This window comes from Cellulosimicrobium sp. GQ32 (assembly GCF_059758455.1).
Genome location: NZ_JCAXEP010000006.1, coordinates 14,767 through 35,954 on the forward strand (window position 1 = coordinate 14,767; position 21,188 = coordinate 35,954).

Here is a 21,188-nt window from a genome sequence, read left to right on the forward strand (position 1 = left end):
CTCTCTCGGAGGTGGACATGAGCTGGGTGTCGTGGATGCTGGGGAACCCGTTGCCGTTCCCGGTCACCCTCGCGGTCGACGTCGCGCTGCTCGCCGCGGCCGTCGTCGCCGCGCTCCTGTGGTGGGACGGCCGACGTGCCGTCGTCCCGAGCTCGGCGGGGCGGCGCGCGGTGCGGCACGCGGCCGGCACGAGCGCCGGCGCGGGGATGCTCGTCGCCGCGGGGATCCTGCTGCCGCCCCTGTACCTGTTCCTCGGGCTCGTCCCGCTCGGCGCGAGGACGACGGCGGGGCTGCCGCTCGTCGCGCTCGTCGGCGCCCTGGCCGTCCACGCGGTGGGCGAGCTCACGTGGCCGCGCCCGACGCACCGCCAGCGCGAGGCGCGGCTCGTCGCGCGCTCGACGGCGGACGTCGTCCCGACGCTCACCCGTCGCCTGGCGTGGTCCTGGGCCGCGAGCGTCGCCGTCGCGAGCGTGGCGTTCGGCCTCCTGTCCGACGGCCCACGCTCGATCTCCCGCGTCGTCGGCCGGTACGAGGCCTACACCGTCGCACCCTTCCCCGGGTGGCTGTGGACGGTGCCGCTCCTGGTCGGGGCGGTCGTCGTCGTCGTGGCCTCGGAGGTGGTGCTGCGCCTCGTCGCGTCGCGACCGGCGGTCGAGGACGTGGACGAGCAGTGGGACATGTGGCTCCGCCGCCGGGTCGCCCGCCGCGTCGAGCGTGCCACCCAGCTCGTCCTGGGCCTGACGCTCGGCGGGCTCGTCGCGCTGGCCGGGCTCTCGCTGCGTTGGCTGGGGCTGGGGAACGGCGACGGCGTCAGGATGGGCCCCGGGCTCAGCCCGGGCCACGTCCAGGCCGGGAACGCCCTGCTCCTCGTGGCGCTGGCCGTCGTGGTCGTGTCGCTCGTGGTCCTGCTCTGGCCTGCTCGTGACCCCGCGCCGACGGCGGCGTCGGTGCGCGAGCCTGCGGCGGCGGTCGCGTGAGCCGCGCCGTCCGCATCGACCTGGACTCCCCGACGCCGCACTACGAGCAGCTCCGCGCCCAGCTCGCGGCCCTCGTCGCGGCGGGCGACCTCGCCGACGGGCAGCGCCTGCCCACGGTGCGGGCTCTCGCGAACGACCTGGGCATCGCGCCGGGCACGGTCGCGCGGACCTACCGCGACCTGGAGTCTGCGGGGCTCGTCACGACGCGTCGACGGGTCGGGACGCTCGTGACCGCACCGGCTGCGACGCTGTCGCGCGCGGCGGTGACGGACGCGGCGGCGCGCTTCGTGCGCCTGGCCCGGGACCACGCGCTGACGGACACCGAGATCCGTGACGTCGTCGCGGCGGCCCTGCTCGTCGAGGGTCGGCCAGACGACGACCGGTCCGGCGACGACCGGTCCGCGACGGTCTCAGCCGGCTGACGCGCCGTCCGCCGTCGTGCCGGCCACGGTGCTGACCTCTGCGCCGACCTCCACACCGGTCTCGGCCCCGACCCCGGTGCCGACCGCTGTCCGCGACCTGGCCACGCGCCGCGTGCGCAGCGCCGACGGCAGGCCGAGGCTCGCGAGGAGCGCGTCTGCGGCGGCCGCGAGCAGCACGGTCGTGAGCACCTGCACGACGACCGTCGCGACGATCTCGAGCGGGCCGACGAGCGCGCGCCAGGCGACGATCCCGGGCTGGCCGACGACGGCCTGTGCAGCCGTGTAGACGACCTGCTCGCCGAGCGTGAGGAGGGCGAACGCGACGCAGAAGAGCAGCACGGCGCTCCACCGGCTGCGCCACAGCATGCCGACCGCGCCGACGAGGCCGCCGAACCGCCGGCCGGGGTCGAGCATGAGCTCCCACGCCTTGCGCGCGCCGCTCTCGCCGAGCGCCCGGTTGAACCGGTCGACGACGCGCGTCGCGCGACCCGTGGGCTCGCCGCCGCCTGGCGTCGCGTGGGCCGGGTCGACGACGTCGATCGCCTCGACGCCGTAGACGATCGTGCCGAGGGTGAGCCAGGCGAGCGGCACGACGAGGCCGGTGACGACGCCGGCGAGGAGGAGGGACGTCGTCGGGCCCAGGGCGTCGACGAGCGGCTTGAGCACGTCCACGCGCGCGACGACGCCGTCCCACCACGTGGTGGTCTCGACGACGACCACGCGCGACGTCCACCACTCGCGCACCCGCCCGACGACGGCGGTGACGGTGAACGCGCCGACGACGATCCACACGACCTCGCAGTACCCCGCCGCGATGCGGACGGCGGCGGAGCGCGCGCTGCGCCGGGCGTCCCCGCCTGCCGCGGAGATGCCGCGGTCGACGCGCTTGGCGAGACGCTCGAGCAGCGTCCGGGCGAGCAGCGCGCCCGCGACGACGAGCACGACGGTGAGTCCGAAGCCCTCGGGGATCGGGCTCGCCGTCTCGATCCCGGAACCGGCCGCGAACGCGTGGTCGAGCGCCGCGGAGTCGATGTAGGACTGCCAGTCGGACGACAGGCCACCGTAGAACTCGTAGATGACGAGGTACGGGACCAGGACCGACGCGATCGAGCCGAGCAGCGCCCGGACCTCGAGCCGGTCGCGCTCGGTGCGCGGCTCGCGGCGCAGGACGTGCAGCATGACCACGATGCCGACCACGGTCGCGAGCGGCGAGAAGCACAGCACGAGCAGGCCGAGCATCCCGGACGACGGCGCGACGGCGAGCGCGGCCCGCAGCGCGAGCTCGTGGACGACCTCGGCGAGGACGGCGATGGCGACGAGCGCGGGCCAGTGCCGGGACAGCAGGCGGCCCGCGTCGGCGAGCACGCGCACGCCGGCTCGCAGCACGGAGTCCGAGTGGACCGTCGTCGCGCTCTCTGGGCTCTCAGGGGTCGCCGGTGGGGCCGTCACGCGCGCCAGGGTATCGGTGCGCTCCCGAACCCGGGGTCGTTCCCCGCGTCGTGGCGATCGTGAGGAACGACCCCGGGTTCGAGGGTGGTCTACGACGCGCGCGCCGCGAGGCGGGAGACGAACCGCTTGGCCTCCTTGCCGGCGAACCGGCGCGCGAGGACGCCGACGCCCGCGGCGACGGCGGCGAACGTGACGGCCGAGACGATGCCGACCTCGTCGTCGTCGAGGTCCTTGGGGGCGTCGTGACCGGTGACCTTCGCCCAGACGAACGTGACGAGCTTCTGCGCGGCCCAGCCCGCGGCGAAGGTGAGGGCGACGGTCCCGACCTTGAGGGCCAGGGTCTGCTCGGTCTCGGTCGTGTCGGCCACGAGGGTCCTCCGTGAGTCGGGGCGCCGGTCGGCGCGGGCGTGCTCCCACCGTAGTGCGAACCGTCGGCCCCTCGCCCGCCCGGCGCGCGTCGGGCGGGCGAGGGGACCCGTCACTCCTGGCTCACCGCGTCGAGCACGCGCAGCCGGGCCGCGCGCGTCGCGGGCCAGGCCGCCGCGACGACCCCGACGACGGTGGCGAGCGCGAGCATCGCGCCGAGCTGGGCCCAGGGCACCGCGAGGGTCGTGAAGCCCTCGTCCGCGAGGACGGACGGCAGCGCGGCGGCCAGGCCCGTCCCCACGACCAGCCCGGCCGCCGTCCCGAACACCGCGACGAGCACCGACTCGATGGCGATCGTCGTGGCGAGCTGGGCACGCCCCAGCCCGACGGCGCGCAGGAGCCCGATCTCGCGCGTCCGCTCGACGACGGACAGGGCCAGCGTGTTGACGATCCCGAGGACCGCGACGAGCACGGACAGGCCGAGCAGCGCGTAGACGATCGCGAGGATCGACTCGACCTGGGCCGCGACCTCTCCGGCGAACTCCTCGGCGTCGAGCACGCTCGCCACGACGTAGGGCGCGACGGCGTCCGTCACCGCGCCCCGCACGGCCGCGAGGTCGGCGCCCGGCTCGGCGTCGAGAAACAGCATCTCGGGTGTCGTCGCGCCGACGGCGGAGGCGACGTCCGGCGGCAGGAGCATGTCGACGGAGAACGCGTGGGAGTCGATCACCGCGCCGATGCGGACGTCGTGCGCCGGGAGATCGGGCCGGGTGGGGTCGGCGATCGTCACGACGTCGCCGAGCGCCCAGCCGTGCTCGTCGAGCGCGTCCTCCATGACGGCCGCCTCCCCGAGGGCGTACGCGCCGAGGTCGCCCTCGACCGCCGTCGTGCGGACCGAGCGGCCGAAGCCGTCGGCCGGGAACCCGACCACGAGCTGCGGCTCGTCGTCGACGAGGACCTGCCCGTACGTCGTGAGGTCGGCGGACGCGACGCCGGGCACGGCGCGGACGTCGGCCGCGACGCCCTCCGGGAGGTACGGGGTCGCCGACCGGACGACGAGGTCGGCGGCCGTCTCCTCGTCGACGATGCCGGTCACGGACTCGCGGGCCGAGAGCGCGAGGACCGACGTCGTCGACACGAGCGCCATGCCGACGACGAGCGCACCCGCGGTCGCAGCCGTGCGCCGCGGCTGGCGCGTGACGTTGCCGCGCGCGAGGCTGCCGAGGGGCCGGACCAGCGCGACGAACGGCGCGGCGAGGACGCCCAGCACGGGGCCGACCGCGAGGGGGGAGAGCAGCAGCACGCCCGCGATCACCCCGACCGCGCCGAGGCCGAGGAGCGGCGCGCCGCCGCTCCCGACCGCCGCGGCGCCCACCACGAGCCCGATGCCGGCGAGCAGGGTCAGCGTCCCCGCGACCACCCGGGCGACCCCTGGACCGGCGGGGCGCACGACGTCGGCCCGCATGGCCTCGACGGGCCGGACGAGCGCCGCGTGCCGCGCGGGCAGGGCCGCCGCGACGACGGACACCACGACCCCGACGACGAGGGGGACCACGATCCCGGCCGTCGTCACGGGCAGCGACCCGGCGAGCTCCATGCCCACCGCGCCGAGCCCGGCCCGCGCGAGCTCGGCGAGCCCGAACCCGGCGGCGACGCCCAGCACCGCCCCGACGACCCCGACGACCGCGGCCTGCCCCAGCACGGACGCGAACACCTGGGCCGGCGACGCCCCGACGGCGCGCAGGAGCGCGAGCTCGCGCGTGCGGCGGCGCACGTGCATCGCGAACGTGTTGGTGATGATGAACGTGCCGACGAACAGGGCGAGCGCGGCGAACACGAGCAGGAACGTCGACACGAAGCCGAGCTGGTCGGCGATCGCGCTGCTCGTCTCGTCGCGCAGGTCGGCACCCGTCACGGCCTCGGCACCGGCGGGGAGCGCCGTCGCGACGGCGTCGCGCAGCGCCTCGGGGGAGACGTCGTCGGCGGCGTGCAGGGCGATCGACGGCACCATGCCGTCCGGCGCGTACGTCGCGGCCGCGGTCGTCGCGTCGAGCAGGACGATGGTCGCGCCCGCCATCGGTGCGGACAGCGAGAGCTCGCCGACGACCCGCACGGGCCGCACCTCGTCCCCGAGCACGACGTCGGTCGTGTCGCCCACGGCGAGCCCGGACGCCTCGAGCGTCGCGGACTCGAGCGCGACCTCCCCGCCGTTCGCCGGTGCGCGGCCGTCGACCACGCGTGGCCCGGGGTCGCGCGGGTCGTACCCGACCGCCATGCTCGGCGCCTGGGTGCTCAGCACCGCGGTGCCGTCGGCGCCGACGAGGACGGCGGGGCCGCTCACCTCCGCGAGCGCGAGGTCGACGTCGTCGCGCGCGTCGAGCGTGTGGGCCAGGTCCGCCGGGACGAGGCTGCGGGTCCCGCCGAGCTGCGCCGGGTCCTCGAGCGCGGAACCGGCGGCGGTCCCGCCGCGCACGTACGCGTCGGCCTGGATCGACGACGCGACGATGCCGTCGAACGTCGACGCGAGCATCGCGCGCAGCGCGAACGTACCCGTGACGAACGCGACGCCGATCGTCACCGCGAGCACGGACAGCACGAGCTGTGCGCCGTGCGCGCGCACGCCGCGCAGCGCGATCCGGCCCATCATCGGGCGGCCGCCGGTGCGTGCGCCGGGTCGGTGGCGTGCGCGCCCGCGGGCGCGGGCGTGAGAGTACCGAGCGTGTCGAGGACGGCCTGCGGCGTGGGGTCGCGCAGCTCGGTGACGAGGCGGCCGTCGGCGAGGAACAGGACGCGGTGCGCGTAGGACGCCGCCGTGGGGTCGTGGGTGACCATGGCGACGGACTGGCCGAGGTCGTCCACCGAGGCGCGCAGGAAGCCGAGCACCTCGGCGGCCGCGCGCGAGTCGAGGTTGCCCGTCGGCTCGTCCGCGAACACGACCGCCGGCCGGGACACGAGCGCCCGCGCGCACGCGACGCGCTGCTGCTGCCCGCCCGAGAGCTCCGCCGGGCGGTGCCCGAGCCGCGGGCGCAGCCCGACGGCGTCGACCACCCGGTCGAACCACTCCTGGTCCACGGGCCGCCGCGCGATCGCGAGCGGGAGCACGATGTTCTCCTCCGCCGTGAGCGTCGGGACGAGGTTGAACGACTGGAAGACGAACCCGATGCGCGTGCGCCGCAGCCGCGTCAGGCGCCGCTCGCTCATCGCCGACACCGTCTCGCCGTCCACGACGACGGTCCCCGCCGTGGGGGAGTCGAGCCCCGCGAGGCAGTGCATGAGGGTCGACTTGCCCGACCCGGACGGGCCCATGATCGCGGTCAGACGTCCCCGCTCGAGGTCGACGTCGACGCCGTCGAGCGCACGCACCGCGGCCTCGCCGCGCCCGTACGTCTTCACCAGCCCGCGCGCGGTCGCGATCGCGGGTCGTGCACCGCCCTCAGCGCCTTCAGTGCCCTCGGCGCCCTCAGCGGGCGGGCCCTCGCGCGGGGTGCTCCGCTGTGCCGCACCTGTCGTCGTCACGTCCTCGTCCGTCCTCTCGTCGTGCCGCTGCGCGGGAGCGTCGTGGCTCGCCGGGCGGCGTCGTCCTGTGGCGGCCGCCGGGGCTCCCGGCGGTCGTACCGACCCTCCCGCGGCGCGCGTCCCCGCGGCATCGGGGGCGGGCCCCGAACCGTCCCTGGTCCGCGGTCGCTGGTGCTCAGGGTTCTCTCAGGGGACTCTCCGGGTGAGGGGCCGGTGTAGGCTCGCGGTGAACGACAGGGGAGCTCCTGGAGGAGCTGAGAGTGCGGACCACCGCAGACCCTCGAACCTGATCCGGTTAGCACCGGTGGAGGAAGTCGGGAATCTCGATCACCTGCTCGCGCGGTTCGTCGCGCCCACCCGGCGTACGGCTCGTCGGGCCGGTGGACCCCTCCTGAACGTCCAGGGAGGACACATGCAGCACACGACCACCGTCGCCCGCCGCGGCCGAGCCCTCGCGACCGGCGTGGGCGCGACGCTCGCGCTCCTCGCCCTCGCGGCCTGCTCGGGTGGTGACGGCGCCGGGGGCGACGACGCGTCGTCGGGCAGCGGGAGCACGGTCACGCTGGTGACCCACGACTCCTTCGCGGTGAGCGACGACGTGCTCGCCGCGTTCGAGGAGGAGAGCGGGCTCACCGTCGAGCAGGTCGCGCCCGGCGACGGCGGCGCGCTGGTCAACCAGCTGATCCTCACGAAGGACTCGCCCCTCGGCGACGTCGTGTTCGGGATCGACAACACCTTCGCGTCGCGCGCGATCGACGAGGGCGTCCTCGAGCCGTACACGCCCGCGGACGTCTCGGAGTCCGCCGCGTCGTACGCGGTCGGCGACGGCGGCGAGCTCACCGCCGTCGACCTCGGTGACGTGTGCGTCAACGTGGACCACGCGTGGTTCGCCGACGCCGGGATCCCGGAGCCCGTGACGCTCGAGGACCTGGCGAAGCCGGAGTACCGGGACCTCCTCGTCGTGACCAACCCCGCGACGTCGTCGCCGGGCCTCGCGTTCCTCCTCGCGACCGTCGGGGCGTTCGGCGAGGACGGCTGGGAGGACTACTGGGCCGACCTGCGCGCCAACGGCGTGAAGGTCGTGGACGGGTGGTCGGACGCCTACTACGTCGACTTCTCCGGCTCGGAGGGCGCCGGGCCGCGCCCGCTCGTGCTGTCGTACTCGACGTCGCCCGCCTTCACGCTCACCGAGGACGGCTCCGCGTCCACGACCGGCGCGCTGCTCGACACGTGCTTCCGCCAGGTCGAGTACGCGGGCGTGCTCGCGAACGCGAAGAACCCCGAGGGCGCGCAGCAGCTCGTCGACTTCCTCGTGAGCGAGGCGTTCCAGGCCGACGTACCGGGGCAGATGTACATGTACCCCGCCGACGACTCCGTCGCGCTCCCCGACGGCTGGGCCGAGTTCGCCCCGCTCGCCGACGAGCCCTTCGAGGTCGCCCCCGCCGACATCTCGGCGCACCGCGACGAGTGGATCAAGGCATGGACGGCGACGGTCGTCGACTGACGCCCGGTCCACGAGCGACCACGGCTCTACCTCGCGAGGTAGAGCCGTGGTGAGGGGCCGGGCCCTCTGGCGGGGCGGCGTCGGGCGCGCGGTGCTGTGGGGTCTGGCGGCGGCGGTGCCGCTGGTGTTCCTCGGGGTGTTCTTCGCGTGGCCGGTGGTCACGCTCGTGGCGCGCGGGTTCGTCGGGGACGACGGCGGCCTCGACCTGTCCGGGTTCGCGGAGGTCTTCTCCCAGCCGCGGACGTGGCGCATCCTCGGGCTGACGCTGTGGCAGGCCGTGCTCGGCACGGCGTTCTCGCTGCTGCTCGGCGTGCCCGGCGCCTACGTGCTGTACCGGTGCCGGTTCCCCGGGCGGCGGGTCGTGCGCGCGCTCGTCACCGTGCCGTTCGTGCTCCCGACCGTCGTCGTCGGCGTCGCGTTCCGGTCGCTGCTCGTGCAGGGCGGCCCCCTCGGGTTCCTGGGGCTCGACGAGACGTTCGCAGCGATCGTCGTCGCGCTCGTGTTCTTCAACTACTCGGTCGTCGTGCGCACGGTAGGCGGGCTGTGGGAGCACCTCGACCCGCGCGCCGAGCAGGCGGCGCGGGCGCTCGGCGCGACGCCGTGGCGCGCGTTCCGCACGGTGACGCTCCCCGCGCTGACGCCCGCCGTCGCGAGCGCCGCGTCGATCGTCTTCCTGTTCTGCGCGACGGCGTTCGGCGTCGTGCTCGTGCTCGGCGGCATCCGCTACGGGACGATCGAGACGGAGATCTGGATCCAGACCACGCAGTTCCTCGACCTGCGCACGGCCGCCGTGCTGTCGGTCGTGCAGCTCGTGGTCGTCGCGGCGGCGCTCACGGTGGCGAACCGCACGCGGGCCCGGCGCGAGCGCGCCCTGAACCTGTCGTCCTCGGCGTCGTCCGCGCACCCGCTGCGCCTGTGGCGCGACGGCCGCCCGACGGGCGACCTCGCGCCCGCGGCGCTCACCGCGGCCGTGGTCGTCGTGCTCGTCGGCCTGCCGCTCGGCACGCTCGTCGTGCGCTCGTTCCGCGTCCCGGGCGGCGGCTGGGGGCTCGACAACTACGCGAACCTCGGCACCACGGGCGGGCGCAACGCGCTGTCCGTGACGGTGTGGGAGGCGGCGGCCAACTCGCTGCGCACCGCCGCGCTCGCGACCGTGCTCGCCGTCGTGATCGGCGGGCTCGTCGCGCTCGTCGTGTCGCGGCGCCCGCGCTCGCGGGGCGGGCGACGGGCGATCTCCGTGCTCGACTCGGTCTTCATGCTGCCGCTCGGGGTCTCCGCCGTGACGGTCGGCTTCGGCTTCCTGATCACGCTCGACCGGCCGCTCGGCCTCGACGTCGACCTGCGTACGTCGGGCCTGCTCGTGCCGATCGCACAGGCGGTCGTCGCGATCCCGCTCGTCGTGCGGACGGTCCTGCCGACGCTGCGCGCGATCGACCCGCGCCTGCGCGAGGCCGCCGCGACCCTCGGCGCCGCGCCCGGTCGGGTGTTCCGCACCGTCGACGGCCCGATCGCCGCTCGCTCGCTCGGCCTCGCCGTCGGGTTCGCGTTCGCGGTCTCGCTCGGGGAGTTCGGTGCGACGTCCTTCCTCGCCCGTCCGGACAGCGCCACGCTGCCGGTCGTGATCTTCCGGCTCATCGGGCGCCCGGGGGCCGAGAACTACGGCATGGCGCTCGCGGCGAGCGTCGTGCTCGCGCTGCTCACCGCGACCGTCATGCTGCTCGCCGAGCGGTTGCGCGGCGACCGACCCGGAGGAGAGTTCTGATGGTGCAGACCGACCCCGCCCCGGCGCGCGCGGGCGCGCCGGAGCCGTCGCGCCCCGCCGCCGAGCCCGACGCGGCACCCGACGCCGTGCCCGGGGAGGGCGCCGGGCTCGCGGTGCGCGACGTCGTCGTGCGCTACGGCGGGGGTGCGCGCACGGACCCCGGCACGACGGCGGTCGCGGGCGTCACGCTCGACGTCGCGCCCGGCGAGGTGCTCGCCCTGCTCGGGCCGAGCGGCTGCGGCAAGTCGAGCCTGCTGCGCGCCGTCGCGGGGCTCGAGCCCGTCGCGGCGGGAGAGATCCGCTGGGACGGGCGCGACCTCACGGGCGTCCCCGTCCACCGGCGCGGGTTCGGTCTGATGTTCCAGGAGGGTCAGCTCTTCCCGCACCGCGACGTCGCGGGGAACGTCGCGTACGGCATCGCGGGGCTGCCCCGCGCCGAGCGCGACGCGCGCGTGACCGAGCTGCTCGACGTCGTCGGGCTCGCCGGGTACGAGCGCCGCGCCGTCGCGACGCTCAGCGGGGGAGAGCGCCAGCGGGTCGCGCTCGCGCGGTCGCTCGCGCCGCGGCCTCGGCTGCTCCTGCTCGACGAGCCGCTCTCCGCGCTCGACCGCGGGCTGCGCGAGCGCCTCGCGCTCGACCTGCGCGAGGCGCTGCGTGCCACCGGGACGACGGCCGTCTTCGTCACCCACGACCACGACGAGGCGTTCACCGTCGCCGACCGTGTCGCCGTCATGGACGCGGGCCGGCTCCTCCAGGTCGCGCCGCCGGAGGACCTGTGGCGCGCCCCTGCGTCGCTCCGCGTGGCGGAGTTCCTCGGCTACCAGGCGTTCGTCCCCCGCGGCGACGGGACCGTGCTCGCGGTCGGCCCGCGCGGGCTGCGGCTCGTGACCGAAGGTGTCCCCGCGTCGTCGGACGACACCTGGGCAGCGACCGTCGTCGGCAGCGTGTTCCGCCGGGGTGCGGTCGAGGTCACAGTCGACGTCGTCCTCCCCGGCGCCGACCACGGCGCACCGGTTCGCCTCGTGGCGCTCGCGGGCGGCGGCGCGGGGGGACTCGAGGAGGGGCCCGAGACCGGCGCCCGGGTGCACGTCGCGCCCGATCTGGCGGGCTGCGCCGTCGTCCCGGGCTGACGGCCCGCAGACGGAGCTCACAGACGATGCTCGCAGGTCGTGCGACGCGCGAGAGAGCCGGAGCCGACCTAGCGTCGAGGGATGAGCGACGACGTGACGGCGGGGACGCATCCCCCGGAGAAGACCGGCGGCAAGGCCGCGAAGATCCTCTACCGCCCCGTGGGGCTCGCCAGCTCGATCGTGGGCGGGCTGGTCGCGGGCCAGGTGTTCAAGCAGGTGTACAAGCGCGTCACCCCGGGGCACCGCTCCGACGCGCCCAAGCCGCTCGAGTCCGAGTACTCGCTGCGCGAGATCCTCGTCGCGGCGCTGATCCAGGGCGCGATCTTCGCCGCGGTGAAGGCGCTCATCGACCGCGGCGGCGCCCGGGCGTTCGAGCGCTGGACGGGGGAGTGGCCCGGCGACTGATCTCACCCTCTGGCCGAACACGACATGAGGGCCGTTATCGGGGGCAGAACGACCGCCAAGTCGTGCTCGACGGCGGGCCAAGTCGTGGTGGGCCACGGATCGGGTGGGAGGTCCGTGCTCAGTCCAGGCCGGCGGCGTGGACGAGCAGCGCGACCTGCGTCCGGTTCTCCAGGCCGAGCTTGAGCAGCACGTTCGACACGTGGGCCTTGACCGTCGGGACGCTGAGGAACAGGGCCGCCGCGATCTCCGCGTTCGCCGCGCCGCGGCCCAGCTCGACGGCGACGTCCCGCTCCCGGCCGGTGAGCGTGCCGAGCGCCGCCCGGGCGCGGTCGCGCTCGCCGCCCGCGTCTGCGACCGACGTCATGAGACGCCGCGCGATCTCCGGTGACAGCACCGGCTCGCCCGCGGCGGCCGCGCGGACGGCTGCCACGATCCGCTCGGGCGGCATGTCCTTGAGCAGGTAGCCGGCCGCCCCGGCGTGCAGCGCGCCGACGACCTCGTCGTCGCTGTCGAACGTCGTGAGCACGACGACGGCCGGGGCGCCCGGCCGCGACCGCACCCGCCGCGTGGCCTCGATCCCGTCGACCCGCGGCATGCGCAGGTCCATGAGCACGACGTCGGTCGGGTGCGCGTCGAGCACGGCCGGGACCTCGGCCCCGTCCGCGGCCTCGCCGACGACCTCGATGCCGTGGGCGCCGTCGAGCATGAGCCGCAGGCCGGCGCGGACGAGCGCGTCGTCGTCGACGATCACGAGCCGGGTCCGCGGCGCGTCCTGCGGGACCGCTCCGTCGTCGTGCCGATCGCGCACGCGGGCCCCGTCCCCGCGCCCACCCTGGTCGCTCACGCGTCCCACGGTAGCCGGACGTCGAGGACGAACCCGTCGTCCCGCGCCCCGGCGTCGAGGGTCCCGCCGAGCAGGGCGACGCGCTCGCGCAGCCCGACGAGCCCGGTGCCCGTCCCCTCGTCGGAGGCCACTCCGACGGCGCCGCCGACCGCGACGAGGCGAGGACCGCCGTCGGACACCGTGACGCGCACCTCGCCCGCCCGTGCCGCGACGCGCAGGACGACGGGGCTGCCGGGCGCGTGCCGGCGGGCGTTCGTCAGCCCTTCCTGCGCGACGCGGAAGGCCGCGACCTCGACGGTCCGTGGCACGTCCGCCGAGCCCGACCGCTCGTAGGTGACGTCGCCGCCCGCTTCGCGCGCCTCGGCGACGAGGCGGTCGACGTCGTCGAGCGTCGGCTGGGGGGCGGGGGCGCCCTCGACGTCGCCGGGTTCGGCGCGCAGCACCCGGACGACGTCGCGCAGGTCGCCGAGCGCGGAGCTCACCCCGGCCCGGACCAGGCCCGCGGCGCGAGCGAGCTGCGCCGGGTCGGCGTCGGGGCGGTACTTGAGCGCACCGGCCGTCGCGGCGAGGAGCGAGAGCCGATGGGCGAGGGTGTCGTGCATCTCGCGGGCGATCCGCGTGCGCTCCGCGACCCGCGCCTCGACGACGCGGCGCTCCTGCTCGCGCTCGGCGCGCCGGGCGCGGTCGCGCAGCGACCACATCAGCTGGGCCCGCGCCTGCCAGTACATGCCCCAACCGAGCAGGGCGGCGTGCACCGCGAGGTCGCACAGGAGCCACCAGCCGAGCGGCAGCGCCTGCGGCCGCCACAGCGCCTGCACGGCGTGGCCGACGAACCCGGCGACCGCGACCGGGACCGCCGTGCGTGCCGGGTACCAGCGCGCGACCTGGAGGGTCGCGACCGTCGAGGCGGGCGTCGCCGCGCCGGAGTACGCGGAGAGCGACGCGAGCACCAGGGCGCCGAGCACGGGGGCGTCGCGCGGGGACCGCGACCACAGGAGCGGGAGGGCCGCGAGGGCCAGCACCGCGACGGTGACGTCGATCGCGGGCTGCGCGCCGGGGTCGTCCTGGCCGACGATCCCGGCCGTCGCGAGCACGGTGAGCGCGGCGACGGCGAGCCACGCGACGGCGAACGTCCACCAGGGGACGAGCGGGCGGCTCCCGTCACGGCGGGCGGCGGCCGTCGCGAGGACGGGGCGTCCGGCGAGCGGAGGGCAGTCGGTCGGTGTGGTCATGCTCCGGACGCTAGGGCGCGGCGCGGCGGCCGACCACCGACCAAGGTCGGGGGTCGCCGTCCGGCGGGAGGGTCGGGGACCGACCGGGGTCGGGACGGCCGTCGACGTCCGGCCGGTGCGCCGGACGCGGCGCCGCCGCGAGCGTGGGGGACGTCGGCACCCTGCCGGCCGCGGCCCCGGCCGTGTGAGCACGCGGCCCTCGTCGCGTGACGAAGGAGAGGTCCCATGCCCACGACGCCGACCACCTCGAACGCCTCCCGCCACCCCGGCCCGTCCGCGGCCGACGGACGGCAGGTACCGGGCGCCGCGCCGGCCCGACGCCGCGTCCCCCGCTGGTCCGTCCCGCTCGTCGCCGCGGCGGTCGCCGCCGTCGTGCTGCTCGTCGGGACGGCGTTCGGCGTCGACCCGGAGGTGCGCACCGCGACAGGCACCCAGACCGTCGGCGTCGTCGCGGCGGTCGTCACCGCGCTCGTCGTCGGGTACGCCGCGTGGGGTGTGCGCGCCCTGCTCGGCCGGGTGTCGGCCCGTCGCCCCCGCCGGGGCGAGCCCGCGTGGCTGGTGACGTGCGCCGTCGCGCTGCTCGTCTCGCTCCTCGGCCCGCTCGGGGCGGCGACGCCCGGAGCGGTGGCGCTCCTCGCCGTCGAGCACCTCGCTGTGGGTGCCACCCTCGCGCTGCCCCTGCGCCGCTGACCCGCCACCCCTCTCCGCGCCGCGGACGACCCGCCGAACACGACATGGCGGTCGCTATCGCACGGATAACGACCGCCATGTCGTGCTCGACCGCGCGCGAGGTCGTGGTCGGCGGGACGATGAGTTCGGGTGGGCGCGAGGGTCTGCCCCGTCGTCTCGCACCCCGACCGGAAGGCCACACCCATGACCGCGACGCTCGTGTCCACCCTGTTCCTCTCGCTCGACGGCGTCGCCGAGATCGACCCGGCGTGGCACTTCCCGTACTTCGACGACAACATGGCCGCCGCCGTGGACGAGGACTACCAGGACGTCGACGCGCTGCTCCTCGGGCGGGTCACGTACGACAGCTTCGCCGGCGCATGGCCCGAGCGGGAGACCGCAGGGGGCGAGGACGCGTCGTTCGCGGCACGCCTCGGCGACATGCGCAAGATCGTCGCGACGCGCGGCGACCAGGAGCTCGGCTGGCGGCACGTCGAGCGGGTCGACGGCGACCTCGTCGAGGCCGTGCGCGCGCTCAAGGAGGAACCGGGCCTGGGCAAGGTGCTCGTCGCGGGGTCGATCTCGGTCGTCCGCCAGCTCCTCGCCGCCGGGCTGCTCGACGAGCTGCGGCTGCTCGTCCACCCCGTCGCGGCGCGCACGGGCGAGCGGCTCTTCGACGAGGGCGAGCCGTACTACCCGCTCACGCTCCTGCGGTCCGAGACCTTCCCGACGGGCGTCGTGCGCCTGGTCTACGCGCCCGCCGAGCCTCCGGCGGAGGTCACCTACGACGACGTCGCGGACAAGGTGCCGTCCGGGGACGCCTGACGCGCGACCGCCACCACGGCGACGTCGTCCTCGCGGCCGGGGTCGTCGAACGCGGCGACGAGCCGGTCGCACAGGACGGCGGGGCCGACGCCCGCGTTCTCGGAGGCGACCCGCGCCAACCGGTCGAGGGCGTCGACGAGCGACCCGCCGCGCCGCTCGACGAGCCCGTCGGTCACGAGCACCAGGAGGTCGCCCGGCCGCAGGACGTCGTGGTGGGCCGGGCGGTCGTCGGGCCTGGCCACCCCGAGGAGCCGCGAGCCGGACTTCGCCCGGTCGACGGTGCCGTCGGCCCGGACGAGGAACGCCGGCAGGTGCCCGGCGTCGGTGAGCTCCAGCGCACCGGAGGCCGGGTCGAGCACGCACACGCACACCGTGACGAACTCGGGGTGGTCGTCGCGCAGCGCCGCGTTGAGCAGGTCGAGCGCCGTGGCGGCCTCGTGCCCCTCGCGCAGGTACGCGCGGAGCGTCATGCGCACCTCGGCCATCACGGTCGCGGCACGCAACGAGTGGCCCTGCACGTCGCCGATGACCACGGCGACGCGCCCGTCCGGGAGGTCGAAGGCGTCGTAGAAGTCACCGCCCACGTCGAGGCGCGCGTCCGACGCCTCGTACCGTGCCGCCACCTCCACCCCGCCCCGCACGCGGAGGCTGGCCGGCAGGAACGCGCTCTGGAGCGCGAGGGCGATGCGGTGCTCCTCGGTGAACGTCCGCAGGTTCGCGAGGGCGACCGTCACCGCCTCGGCGAAGCGACCGGCGGCCTCGTGCTCCTCGTCGGACAGCGGCTCGTCACCGACCTCGACACCGAGCCCGCCGACGAGCGCCCCGGTGCCGTCGACGAGCCAGAAGGTGAACCACGACGAGCGACCGACCCCCGCCTCGGCCAGGAGCGGCCGCCACGGAGCGGGCACCTCGTCCGGCCCGAACAGGGCGGACGTCGCGCCCGTCGGCGGCAGGACCGCCGTCGGCCCCCGACCACGGACGAGCGCGGCGCCCTCCGTCGTGCACACGGAGCGCAGCACGACGCCGGCCTCGGCGACGACCATGGAGACGACCGCACGGCCGAGGACCGCGCACGCGCCGCGCGCCGCGTGGTCGGCGACGGCCTCCGGCGACCTGGCCTCGTGGAGGGGGACGAGCGCGTCCGTGAGCGCCTCGAGCCGCCGCGCCGTCCGGCCCGCGCCGCGCTGGGCGTCGACGCGCCGGCACAGGGCGCTGATGGTCGCCAGGAACTCGTCGCGGTCGAGCGGCTCCGGCAGGTAGGCGTCCGCCCCGCCCTCGAGCCCGGCGGTGCGGGCCGCGGCGTCGACGTCGGTCGCGGACACGTGCAGCACGGGGACGTGGGCCGTCGCCGGGTCGGCCTTGAGCCGGCTGCACACCTCGCGTCCCGGGACGTCCGGGAGGTTGACGTCGAGGACGACTGCGTCGACCTGCGCCGACGCCCGGGCCAGCGCCTCGCTCCCGGTGCCGGCCTCGACGACGTCGAACCCGGCGCGGCGCAACCAGCTCGCCATGACGTAGCGGTGCGCTGACGTGTCGTCGACCACGAGCACGGTGCGTTCGGCGGTCATCGAGCGCTCACCTCCCGGCGCAGGGTCGCGACGAGGCGGTCACGGTCGATGCCCGACTTCGCGAGGAACGGTGCGTCGCCGATCCCCGTGGGGGCAGGCGCGCTCGACATGAGCACCGTCGCCGTCGCGGGGTAGAGGCTCTGGATCGTCGACCGGAGGGCCAGCCCGTCCGTCCCCGGGAGGCACACGTCCAGGAGCGCGACGTCCGCCGCGCCGTCGTGCAGGAGAGCCAGGGCGTGCGACGCGTCGTGCGCGACGCTGACCCGCGCCGCGTCGTCGCGGAGCATCGAGGAGACGACGGAGGCGTAGGCGCGGTCGTCGTCGACGACGAGCACGTGCCCGAGGCCGCCGTCCGCCTCCTCGGGCTCGGGCCGCGGGTCCGTCGGGACAGCCTCGGCGACGGCCAGCGACGGGAGCCGGAGCGTGAACACGCTCCCCTCCCCGGGGCGCGACGCCGCGACGAGCGTCCCCCCGAGCGCCTCGGAGGTCCGGCGCGCGTAGGGCAGCCCGAGGCCCGTGCCCCGCACGGTCGGCTGGAGACGGTTGGGGACCTGGACGAACTCCTCGAACACGGCGTCGAGCTGGTCCGCGGGGATGCCGAGTCCGGTGTCGTGGACGTCGAACCGCACGACCTCCCCGTCGGCCTCGGCACGGAGCACGATCTCGCCGTGGTCCGTGAACTTCACGGCGTTCGTGAGCAGGTTGCGCAGCACGCGGGACAGGAGCCGGCGGTCGGTGACGAGCACGAGGCCGGGTGCGGCGACGGTCCGCAGCGCGACGCCGGGGCGCACCACGGGCAGCGTCGTGCCGCGCAGCTCGTCGAGCAGCTCCGCCACGTCCACCAGGCTGGGCGCGACGTCCTCGTGCCCGGCCTCGGCGCGCGCGAGGTCGAGCAGCTCGTCGACGAGGGTGAGGAGCGTCGCCGCGCTCTCCCGGAGGAACCCCACCTGCTGGGTCTGCTCGCCGTCGAGGTGGGAGTCGACGAGCAGCGAGGTCAGCCCGAGGATCGAGTTCACGGGCGAGCGGAGCTCGTGGCTCACGTTGCGCAGGAAGCGCGTCTTCGCCTCGTTCGCCGCGGCGAGCTCGCGCCCCCGCTCGTCGAGCTCGGCGTAGAGCGCGACGACGCCGGTGTTGGTCTCCTCGAGCTCCGAGGAGAGCTGGTCGTACATCGCGAGGACGCCCCGGTTCGTCTCCTCCAGCTCCACGTTCAGGCGCCGCTGCTCCTCCTGCTGGCGGGTGAGCTCGTCGAGGGTGCGGACGAGCTCCGCGTTCTGGACGCGCAGCTCGTCGACCGCGTCGGCCACGTGCGCGGCCGCGGTGGACCGCCGCACGGCCGCGAGCGTCACCTCGTCGGTGCGCGCGGTCGCGGGGAGCGCCTTGGTGAGCAGGACGCGCGTCCCGGTCGGGTCGACCTCGAGGCCACGGACGAGCCGGCGCGCCGCGGGGACGCCGCCGTCGCTCGAGTCGCCCTCGACGAGGAACGGCGTGCCGGCCACGATCTCGGCGCGCAGCGTCGCCTGAGGAAGACCGGGCAGGACCCCGACGACCACGTCCGCGGTGCCGGAGGCGACGGCGGACCGGCCGATCTCGGACAGCGCGGTCGCGACGCGGACCTGGTCCTGGGTGTCGAGCCCGAGCCGGTGGCAGATCTCCCGGCCCGCCCGCCGCAGCGCGATGACGTCGGAGTCGGAGCGGAGCTGGGTGACGAGGAGCGTCGTGCTCATGCCGCCTCCCGCCCGATCGGGAGCACGGCCACGCACGAGTCGTCCCGGCGCACCGCGTGGTCGCGCAGGACGACGCCGGCGACGACGAGCGGCGAGCGGGTCGCGAGCCCCGGGTAGTCGGCGAGGGACCACCGGTCGGTCAGCCCGTCGCTGTGCAGCACGACGACGTCCCCCGCCTCGACGGGGTACGTGGTCTCGCGCAGCGGGCGTCCCCGGGTGCCGGCGATGCCGGGATAGCTGACGAGCCCCCGCGTCCGGGTGCCGTGGACGGCCCCGGCGATGTTGCCCAGGCCCGCGTACCGCAGCACGCCGCCCCCTGCGAGCTGGGCGACGGCGACGGCGGCGCCGCGCGTGCCGCCGAGCGCCGCGTGCACGCGCTCGAGGAGGGCGACGGCCGACCCGGCCGGCGCGTCGAGGAACGCCCGCACGGCGGCCCCCGACGCCGCGGCGGCGAGCGGCCCGTGGCCCAGGCCGTCGGCGACGAGGAGGCTCGGGACGCCGTCGTCGTGGCGCACCGCGAGCGCGTCCCCGCACACCGACTGGCCCGTCATCGGCCGCGTGATGCCCGTGGGCTCGGCGAGCCCGACCACCGCCCCGTGCGCGGCGAACGTCGCCGCGATGACCGTCCCGCGGCCCGGCGACGTCCACGCGTCCCACGACGACGCGAGCCGCGGCAGCGTGCCCAGACCGATGCCGAGCGTGCCGCGGCTCGAGACGCCGTCGCGCATGGCGGCGCCGATGTCCCGCATGCCCGGGCCGGAGTCGACCGCGAGCACCTCCAGCGCGGTGTCGTCGCCGGTGCGTCGCACGCGGACCAGCATCGAGCCGGACCCGGCATGGCGGCACTGGTTGGTCGCGAGCTCCGAGACCACGAGGCCGATCTCGGCCGCGCGGTCGTCGTCGAGGCCGAGGCTCCGGGCCACGGTGCTCGCGCCGCGGCGCACGCTCCCGACCGCCGACGGGTGGTCGACGGTGTACCAGGTGCCGTCCTCGACGATGCTGCGGCGCTCGTCGGGACGGTCGGGGGCGGGGATCATCGGGACCAGGTAGCGATCTCGACGCGGGTGCCCGCACCCGGTGCGGTGTCGATCGCGAAGTGCTGGACGAGTCGGCGCGAGCCCGACAGACCCAGGCCGAGCCCGCTCCCGCTGGTCCAGCCGTCGGTGAGCGCGAGGTCGAGGTCCGGGATGCCCGGCCCCTCGTCCGAGAACACGGCGCGCACGCCGGTCCGCGGGCCGTCGGTGACGAGCTGGACCTCGGCCTCGCCGCCGCCGCCGTAGACGAGCGTGTTGCGCGCGAGCTCGCTGGCCGCGGTGACGAGCTTGGTCTGGTCGACGAGCGACAGGCGTGCCTGCTGCGCGAGCGTCCGGACGAGCTGGCGAACCCGGACGACGTCGGAGTCCGTGCGCACGGGCACGCGCTCGGCCGTCGACGTCGGCGGGGTCGTCGTCGTCATCTCTCCTCGCGCTCGGCGGCCGCGAGGAGCACGTCCTCGGCGGACCGCTCCTCGGGCGCGAGGAGCGCGAGGCCGCGCTCGACGTCGAGAGCCGTGCGGACGTCGCCGAGCGACAGCCCGAGCTCGACCATCGTGATCGCGACGGCGGGGCGCATCCCGACGACGACGGTCGTCGCGTCGAGCACGTGGGAGATGCCCGCGACGGACGCGAGCATGCGCCCGATGAAGGAGTCGACGATCTCCAGCCCGGAGATGTCGATGATCACTCCGCGCGCTCCGGTCTCCGTGATCCGCTGGGCGAGGTCCTCCTGGAGCCGCAGGGCGGTGTCGTCCTGGAGGTCGACCTGGATCGAGACGAGGAGCGTGGAGCCGATCTTGAGGATGGGGACGGCGTCGGTCATGCCGGGAGCCCGGCCCGCCGGGTGTCGCGGCCCGCGCGCAGCGCGTCCACGAGCGCGTCCGCGAGGCTCGCGCGCGTGCGGATGTCGCCGAACTCGATGCCGAGCGCGACGATCGTCTGGGCGATCTGCGGACGGATACCGCTGATCGTGCACTCGGCGCCCATGAGGCGTGCCGCGACGACCGTCTTGAGCAGGTGCTGCGCGACCTGGGTGTCCACCGCGGGGACGCCCGTGATGTCGATGATCGCGTGCTCGCTGCCCGTGTCGACGAGCGTGTTGAGCAGCTTCTCCATGACGACCTGGGTGCGCGCCGAGTCGAGCGTGCCGACGAGCGGCACCGCGACGATCCCCTCCCAGAGCTTCACGACGGGGGTCGAGAGCTCGAGGAGCTGCTCGGCCTGCTCGGCGATGATCGCCTCGCGCGCAGCGGCGAAGGTCTCGAACGTGAAGAGGCCGAGCTGGTCGACGAGGCGCAGGAGCGGGGTGACGTCCGCGTCCGCGTCCGTCACCGCGGCGAGCCGGTACAGGCCCTCCTTGAGCGCGAACACGCCGATCGCCGTCTCGCGCGGGGTGAACCCGAGGCGGGCTCGCGCGGAGGAGACGTCGGCGAGGATGCCGCGGAGCTGGTCGAACGCGGGGTCGGACAGGGAGCCGCCGCCCGACCGGAGACCGTCGAGGAGCGTGTCGAGGATCTCGCCCTGCTCCCGCTCGAGCTCGCCGCGCGACGTCCGGCCGTGCAGCTCGTGCGCGGCGGCCTCGAGCCAGGCGCTGCGCACGTCGTCGGCGTGCTCCGTCAGGGTGCGGGCGAGGGTTTGGGGTGTGGCGGCGTCGGCCATCGGTGTCCTTCCGGGTTGAACGACGCCGAACGGGCTCGCGGCTGTCGCGCCGTCAGTGTACGCAGGGCGCGCGCACACGCAGCACGACCGGAGGTCCGTCGT

The 21,188-nt window shown here is 75.8% G+C and carries 20 protein-coding genes and 1 riboswitch; of the genes, 8 read left to right on the top strand and 12 right to left on the bottom strand.

Translation table 11 applies throughout. The annotated features are described in order from the left end of the window. Nucleotides 1-17 precede the first annotated feature (17 nt). Together AC6CH9_RS11320 and AC6CH9_RS11325 are read left to right on the top strand one after the other, a co-directional pair. Nucleotides 18-977 carry a hypothetical protein gene (locus AC6CH9_RS11320; protein WP_498154976.1) on the top strand — a complete coding sequence of 320 codons (960 nt, stop codon included), beginning with the start codon at nt 18-20 and terminating at the stop codon, nt 975-977. Then, complete coding sequence (locus AC6CH9_RS11325) at nt 974-1,399, top strand: GntR family transcriptional regulator (protein ID WP_498154977.1); 426 nt, start codon at nt 974-976, stop codon at nt 1,397-1,399. Before AC6CH9_RS11320 ends, AC6CH9_RS11325 begins: the two co-directional genes overlap by 4 nt. On the opposite strand, the gene AC6CH9_RS11330 is transcribed toward AC6CH9_RS11325, so the two are convergent. From AC6CH9_RS11330 to AC6CH9_RS11345, 4 genes are all read right to left on the bottom strand, one after another. Continuing rightward, nucleotides 1,388-2,848 carry a hypothetical protein gene (locus AC6CH9_RS11330; protein ID WP_498154978.1) on the bottom strand — a complete coding sequence of 487 codons (1,461 nt, stop codon included), beginning with the start codon at nt 2,846-2,848 and terminating at the stop codon, nt 1,388-1,390. The genes AC6CH9_RS11325 and AC6CH9_RS11330 overlap by 12 nt on opposite strands. Before the next feature lie 89 nt (nt 2,849-2,937). Then, a complete protein-coding gene (locus AC6CH9_RS11335) occupies nt 2,938-3,216 on the bottom strand; it encodes a DUF4235 domain-containing protein (RefSeq protein ID WP_389355197.1) in 279 nt (92 codons plus the stop codon). Nucleotides 3,217-3,326: 110 nt separating this feature from the next. Continuing rightward, complete coding sequence (locus AC6CH9_RS11340) at nt 3,327-5,861, bottom strand: ABC transporter permease (protein WP_498154979.1); 2,535 nt, start codon at nt 5,859-5,861, stop codon at nt 3,327-3,329. Continuing rightward, nucleotides 5,858-6,730 carry an ABC transporter ATP-binding protein gene (locus AC6CH9_RS11345; protein ID WP_498154980.1) on the bottom strand — a complete coding sequence of 291 codons (873 nt, stop codon included), beginning with the start codon at nt 6,728-6,730 and terminating at the stop codon, nt 5,858-5,860. Before AC6CH9_RS11345 ends, AC6CH9_RS11340 begins: the two co-directional genes overlap by 4 nt. A gap of 225 nt (nt 6,731-6,955) precedes the next feature. After that, nucleotides 6,956-7,060, top strand: a riboswitch (TPP riboswitch). A gap of 82 nt (nt 7,061-7,142) precedes the next feature. Here AC6CH9_RS11345 and AC6CH9_RS11350 point away from each other — a divergent pair. The 4 genes from AC6CH9_RS11350 to AC6CH9_RS11365 all read left to right on the top strand — a co-directional run bounded on the left by AC6CH9_RS11350 (nt 7,143) and on the right by AC6CH9_RS11365 (nt 11,531). Next, nucleotides 7,143-8,234 carry a thiamine ABC transporter substrate-binding protein gene (locus AC6CH9_RS11350; RefSeq protein ID WP_498154981.1) on the top strand — a complete coding sequence of 364 codons (1,092 nt, stop codon included), beginning with the start codon at nt 7,143-7,145 and terminating at the stop codon, nt 8,232-8,234. Between the two features lie 46 nt (nt 8,235-8,280). Continuing rightward, a complete protein-coding gene (locus AC6CH9_RS11355) occupies nt 8,281-9,996 on the top strand; it encodes an ABC transporter permease (protein WP_498154982.1) in 1,716 nt (571 codons plus the stop codon). 2 nt (nt 9,997-9,998) lie between these two features. Beyond that, entirely contained in the window at nt 9,999-11,126 is a 1,128-nt protein-coding gene (locus AC6CH9_RS11360; protein WP_498155187.1) for an ABC transporter ATP-binding protein, read from the top strand. Between the two features lie 81 nt (nt 11,127-11,207). Further along, a complete protein-coding gene (locus AC6CH9_RS11365) occupies nt 11,208-11,531 on the top strand; it encodes a DUF4235 domain-containing protein (protein WP_205206757.1) in 324 nt (107 codons plus the stop codon). 118 nt (nt 11,532-11,649) lie between these two features. Here the strand turns inward: AC6CH9_RS11365 and AC6CH9_RS11370 are convergent, their stop codons facing one another. Beyond that, complete coding sequence (locus tag AC6CH9_RS11370; RefSeq protein WP_498155188.1) at nt 11,650-12,282, bottom strand: response regulator transcription factor; 633 nt, start codon at nt 12,280-12,282, stop codon at nt 11,650-11,652. An 89-nt stretch (nt 12,283-12,371) separates the two neighbouring features. Next, nucleotides 12,372-13,607 (bottom strand): sensor histidine kinase, encoded by a 1,236-nt coding sequence (locus AC6CH9_RS11375; protein WP_498154983.1) that lies wholly within the window; start codon nt 13,605-13,607, stop codon nt 12,372-12,374. A gap of 225 nt (nt 13,608-13,832) precedes the next feature. Between AC6CH9_RS11375 and AC6CH9_RS11380 the strand changes: the two genes are divergently transcribed. Next, nucleotides 13,833-14,297, top strand: a complete 465-nt coding sequence (locus AC6CH9_RS11380) for a DUF6069 family protein (RefSeq protein WP_498154984.1) — start codon at nt 13,833-13,835, stop codon at nt 14,295-14,297. 183 nt (nt 14,298-14,480) lie between these two features. After that, complete coding sequence (locus tag AC6CH9_RS11385) at nt 14,481-15,101, top strand: dihydrofolate reductase family protein (RefSeq protein ID WP_498154985.1); 621 nt, start codon at nt 14,481-14,483, stop codon at nt 15,099-15,101. Here the strand turns inward: AC6CH9_RS11385 and AC6CH9_RS11390 are convergent. The 6 genes from AC6CH9_RS11390 to AC6CH9_RS11415 are packed head-to-tail and all read right to left on the bottom strand — an operon-like array spanning nt 15,059 to nt 21,086. Further along, complete coding sequence (locus tag AC6CH9_RS11390; RefSeq protein WP_498154986.1) at nt 15,059-16,669, bottom strand: SpoIIE family protein phosphatase; 1,611 nt, start codon at nt 16,667-16,669, stop codon at nt 15,059-15,061. The genes AC6CH9_RS11385 and AC6CH9_RS11390 overlap by 43 nt on opposite strands. Continuing rightward, complete coding sequence (locus AC6CH9_RS11395) at nt 16,666-18,393, bottom strand: ATP-binding protein (protein ID WP_498154987.1); 1,728 nt, start codon at nt 18,391-18,393, stop codon at nt 16,666-16,668. The genes AC6CH9_RS11390 and AC6CH9_RS11395 overlap by 4 nt, the downstream gene beginning before the upstream one ends. After that, a complete protein-coding gene (locus AC6CH9_RS11400; RefSeq protein ID WP_498154988.1) occupies nt 18,390-19,430 on the bottom strand; it encodes an ATP-binding SpoIIE family protein phosphatase in 1,041 nt (346 codons plus the stop codon). The genes AC6CH9_RS11395 and AC6CH9_RS11400 overlap by 4 nt, the downstream gene beginning before the upstream one ends. Next, entirely contained in the window at nt 19,427-19,849 is a 423-nt protein-coding gene (locus AC6CH9_RS11405) for an ATP-binding protein (protein WP_498154989.1), read from the bottom strand. The genes AC6CH9_RS11400 and AC6CH9_RS11405 overlap by 4 nt, the downstream gene beginning before the upstream one ends. Then, entirely contained in the window at nt 19,846-20,250 is a 405-nt protein-coding gene (locus AC6CH9_RS11410; protein WP_498154990.1) for an STAS domain-containing protein, read from the bottom strand. The genes AC6CH9_RS11405 and AC6CH9_RS11410 overlap by 4 nt, the downstream gene beginning before the upstream one ends. Next, complete coding sequence (locus AC6CH9_RS11415; RefSeq protein ID WP_498154991.1) at nt 20,247-21,086, bottom strand: STAS domain-containing protein; 840 nt, start codon at nt 21,084-21,086, stop codon at nt 20,247-20,249. The genes AC6CH9_RS11410 and AC6CH9_RS11415 overlap by 4 nt, the downstream gene beginning before the upstream one ends. Between the last annotated feature and the right edge of the window lie 102 nt (nt 21,087-21,188).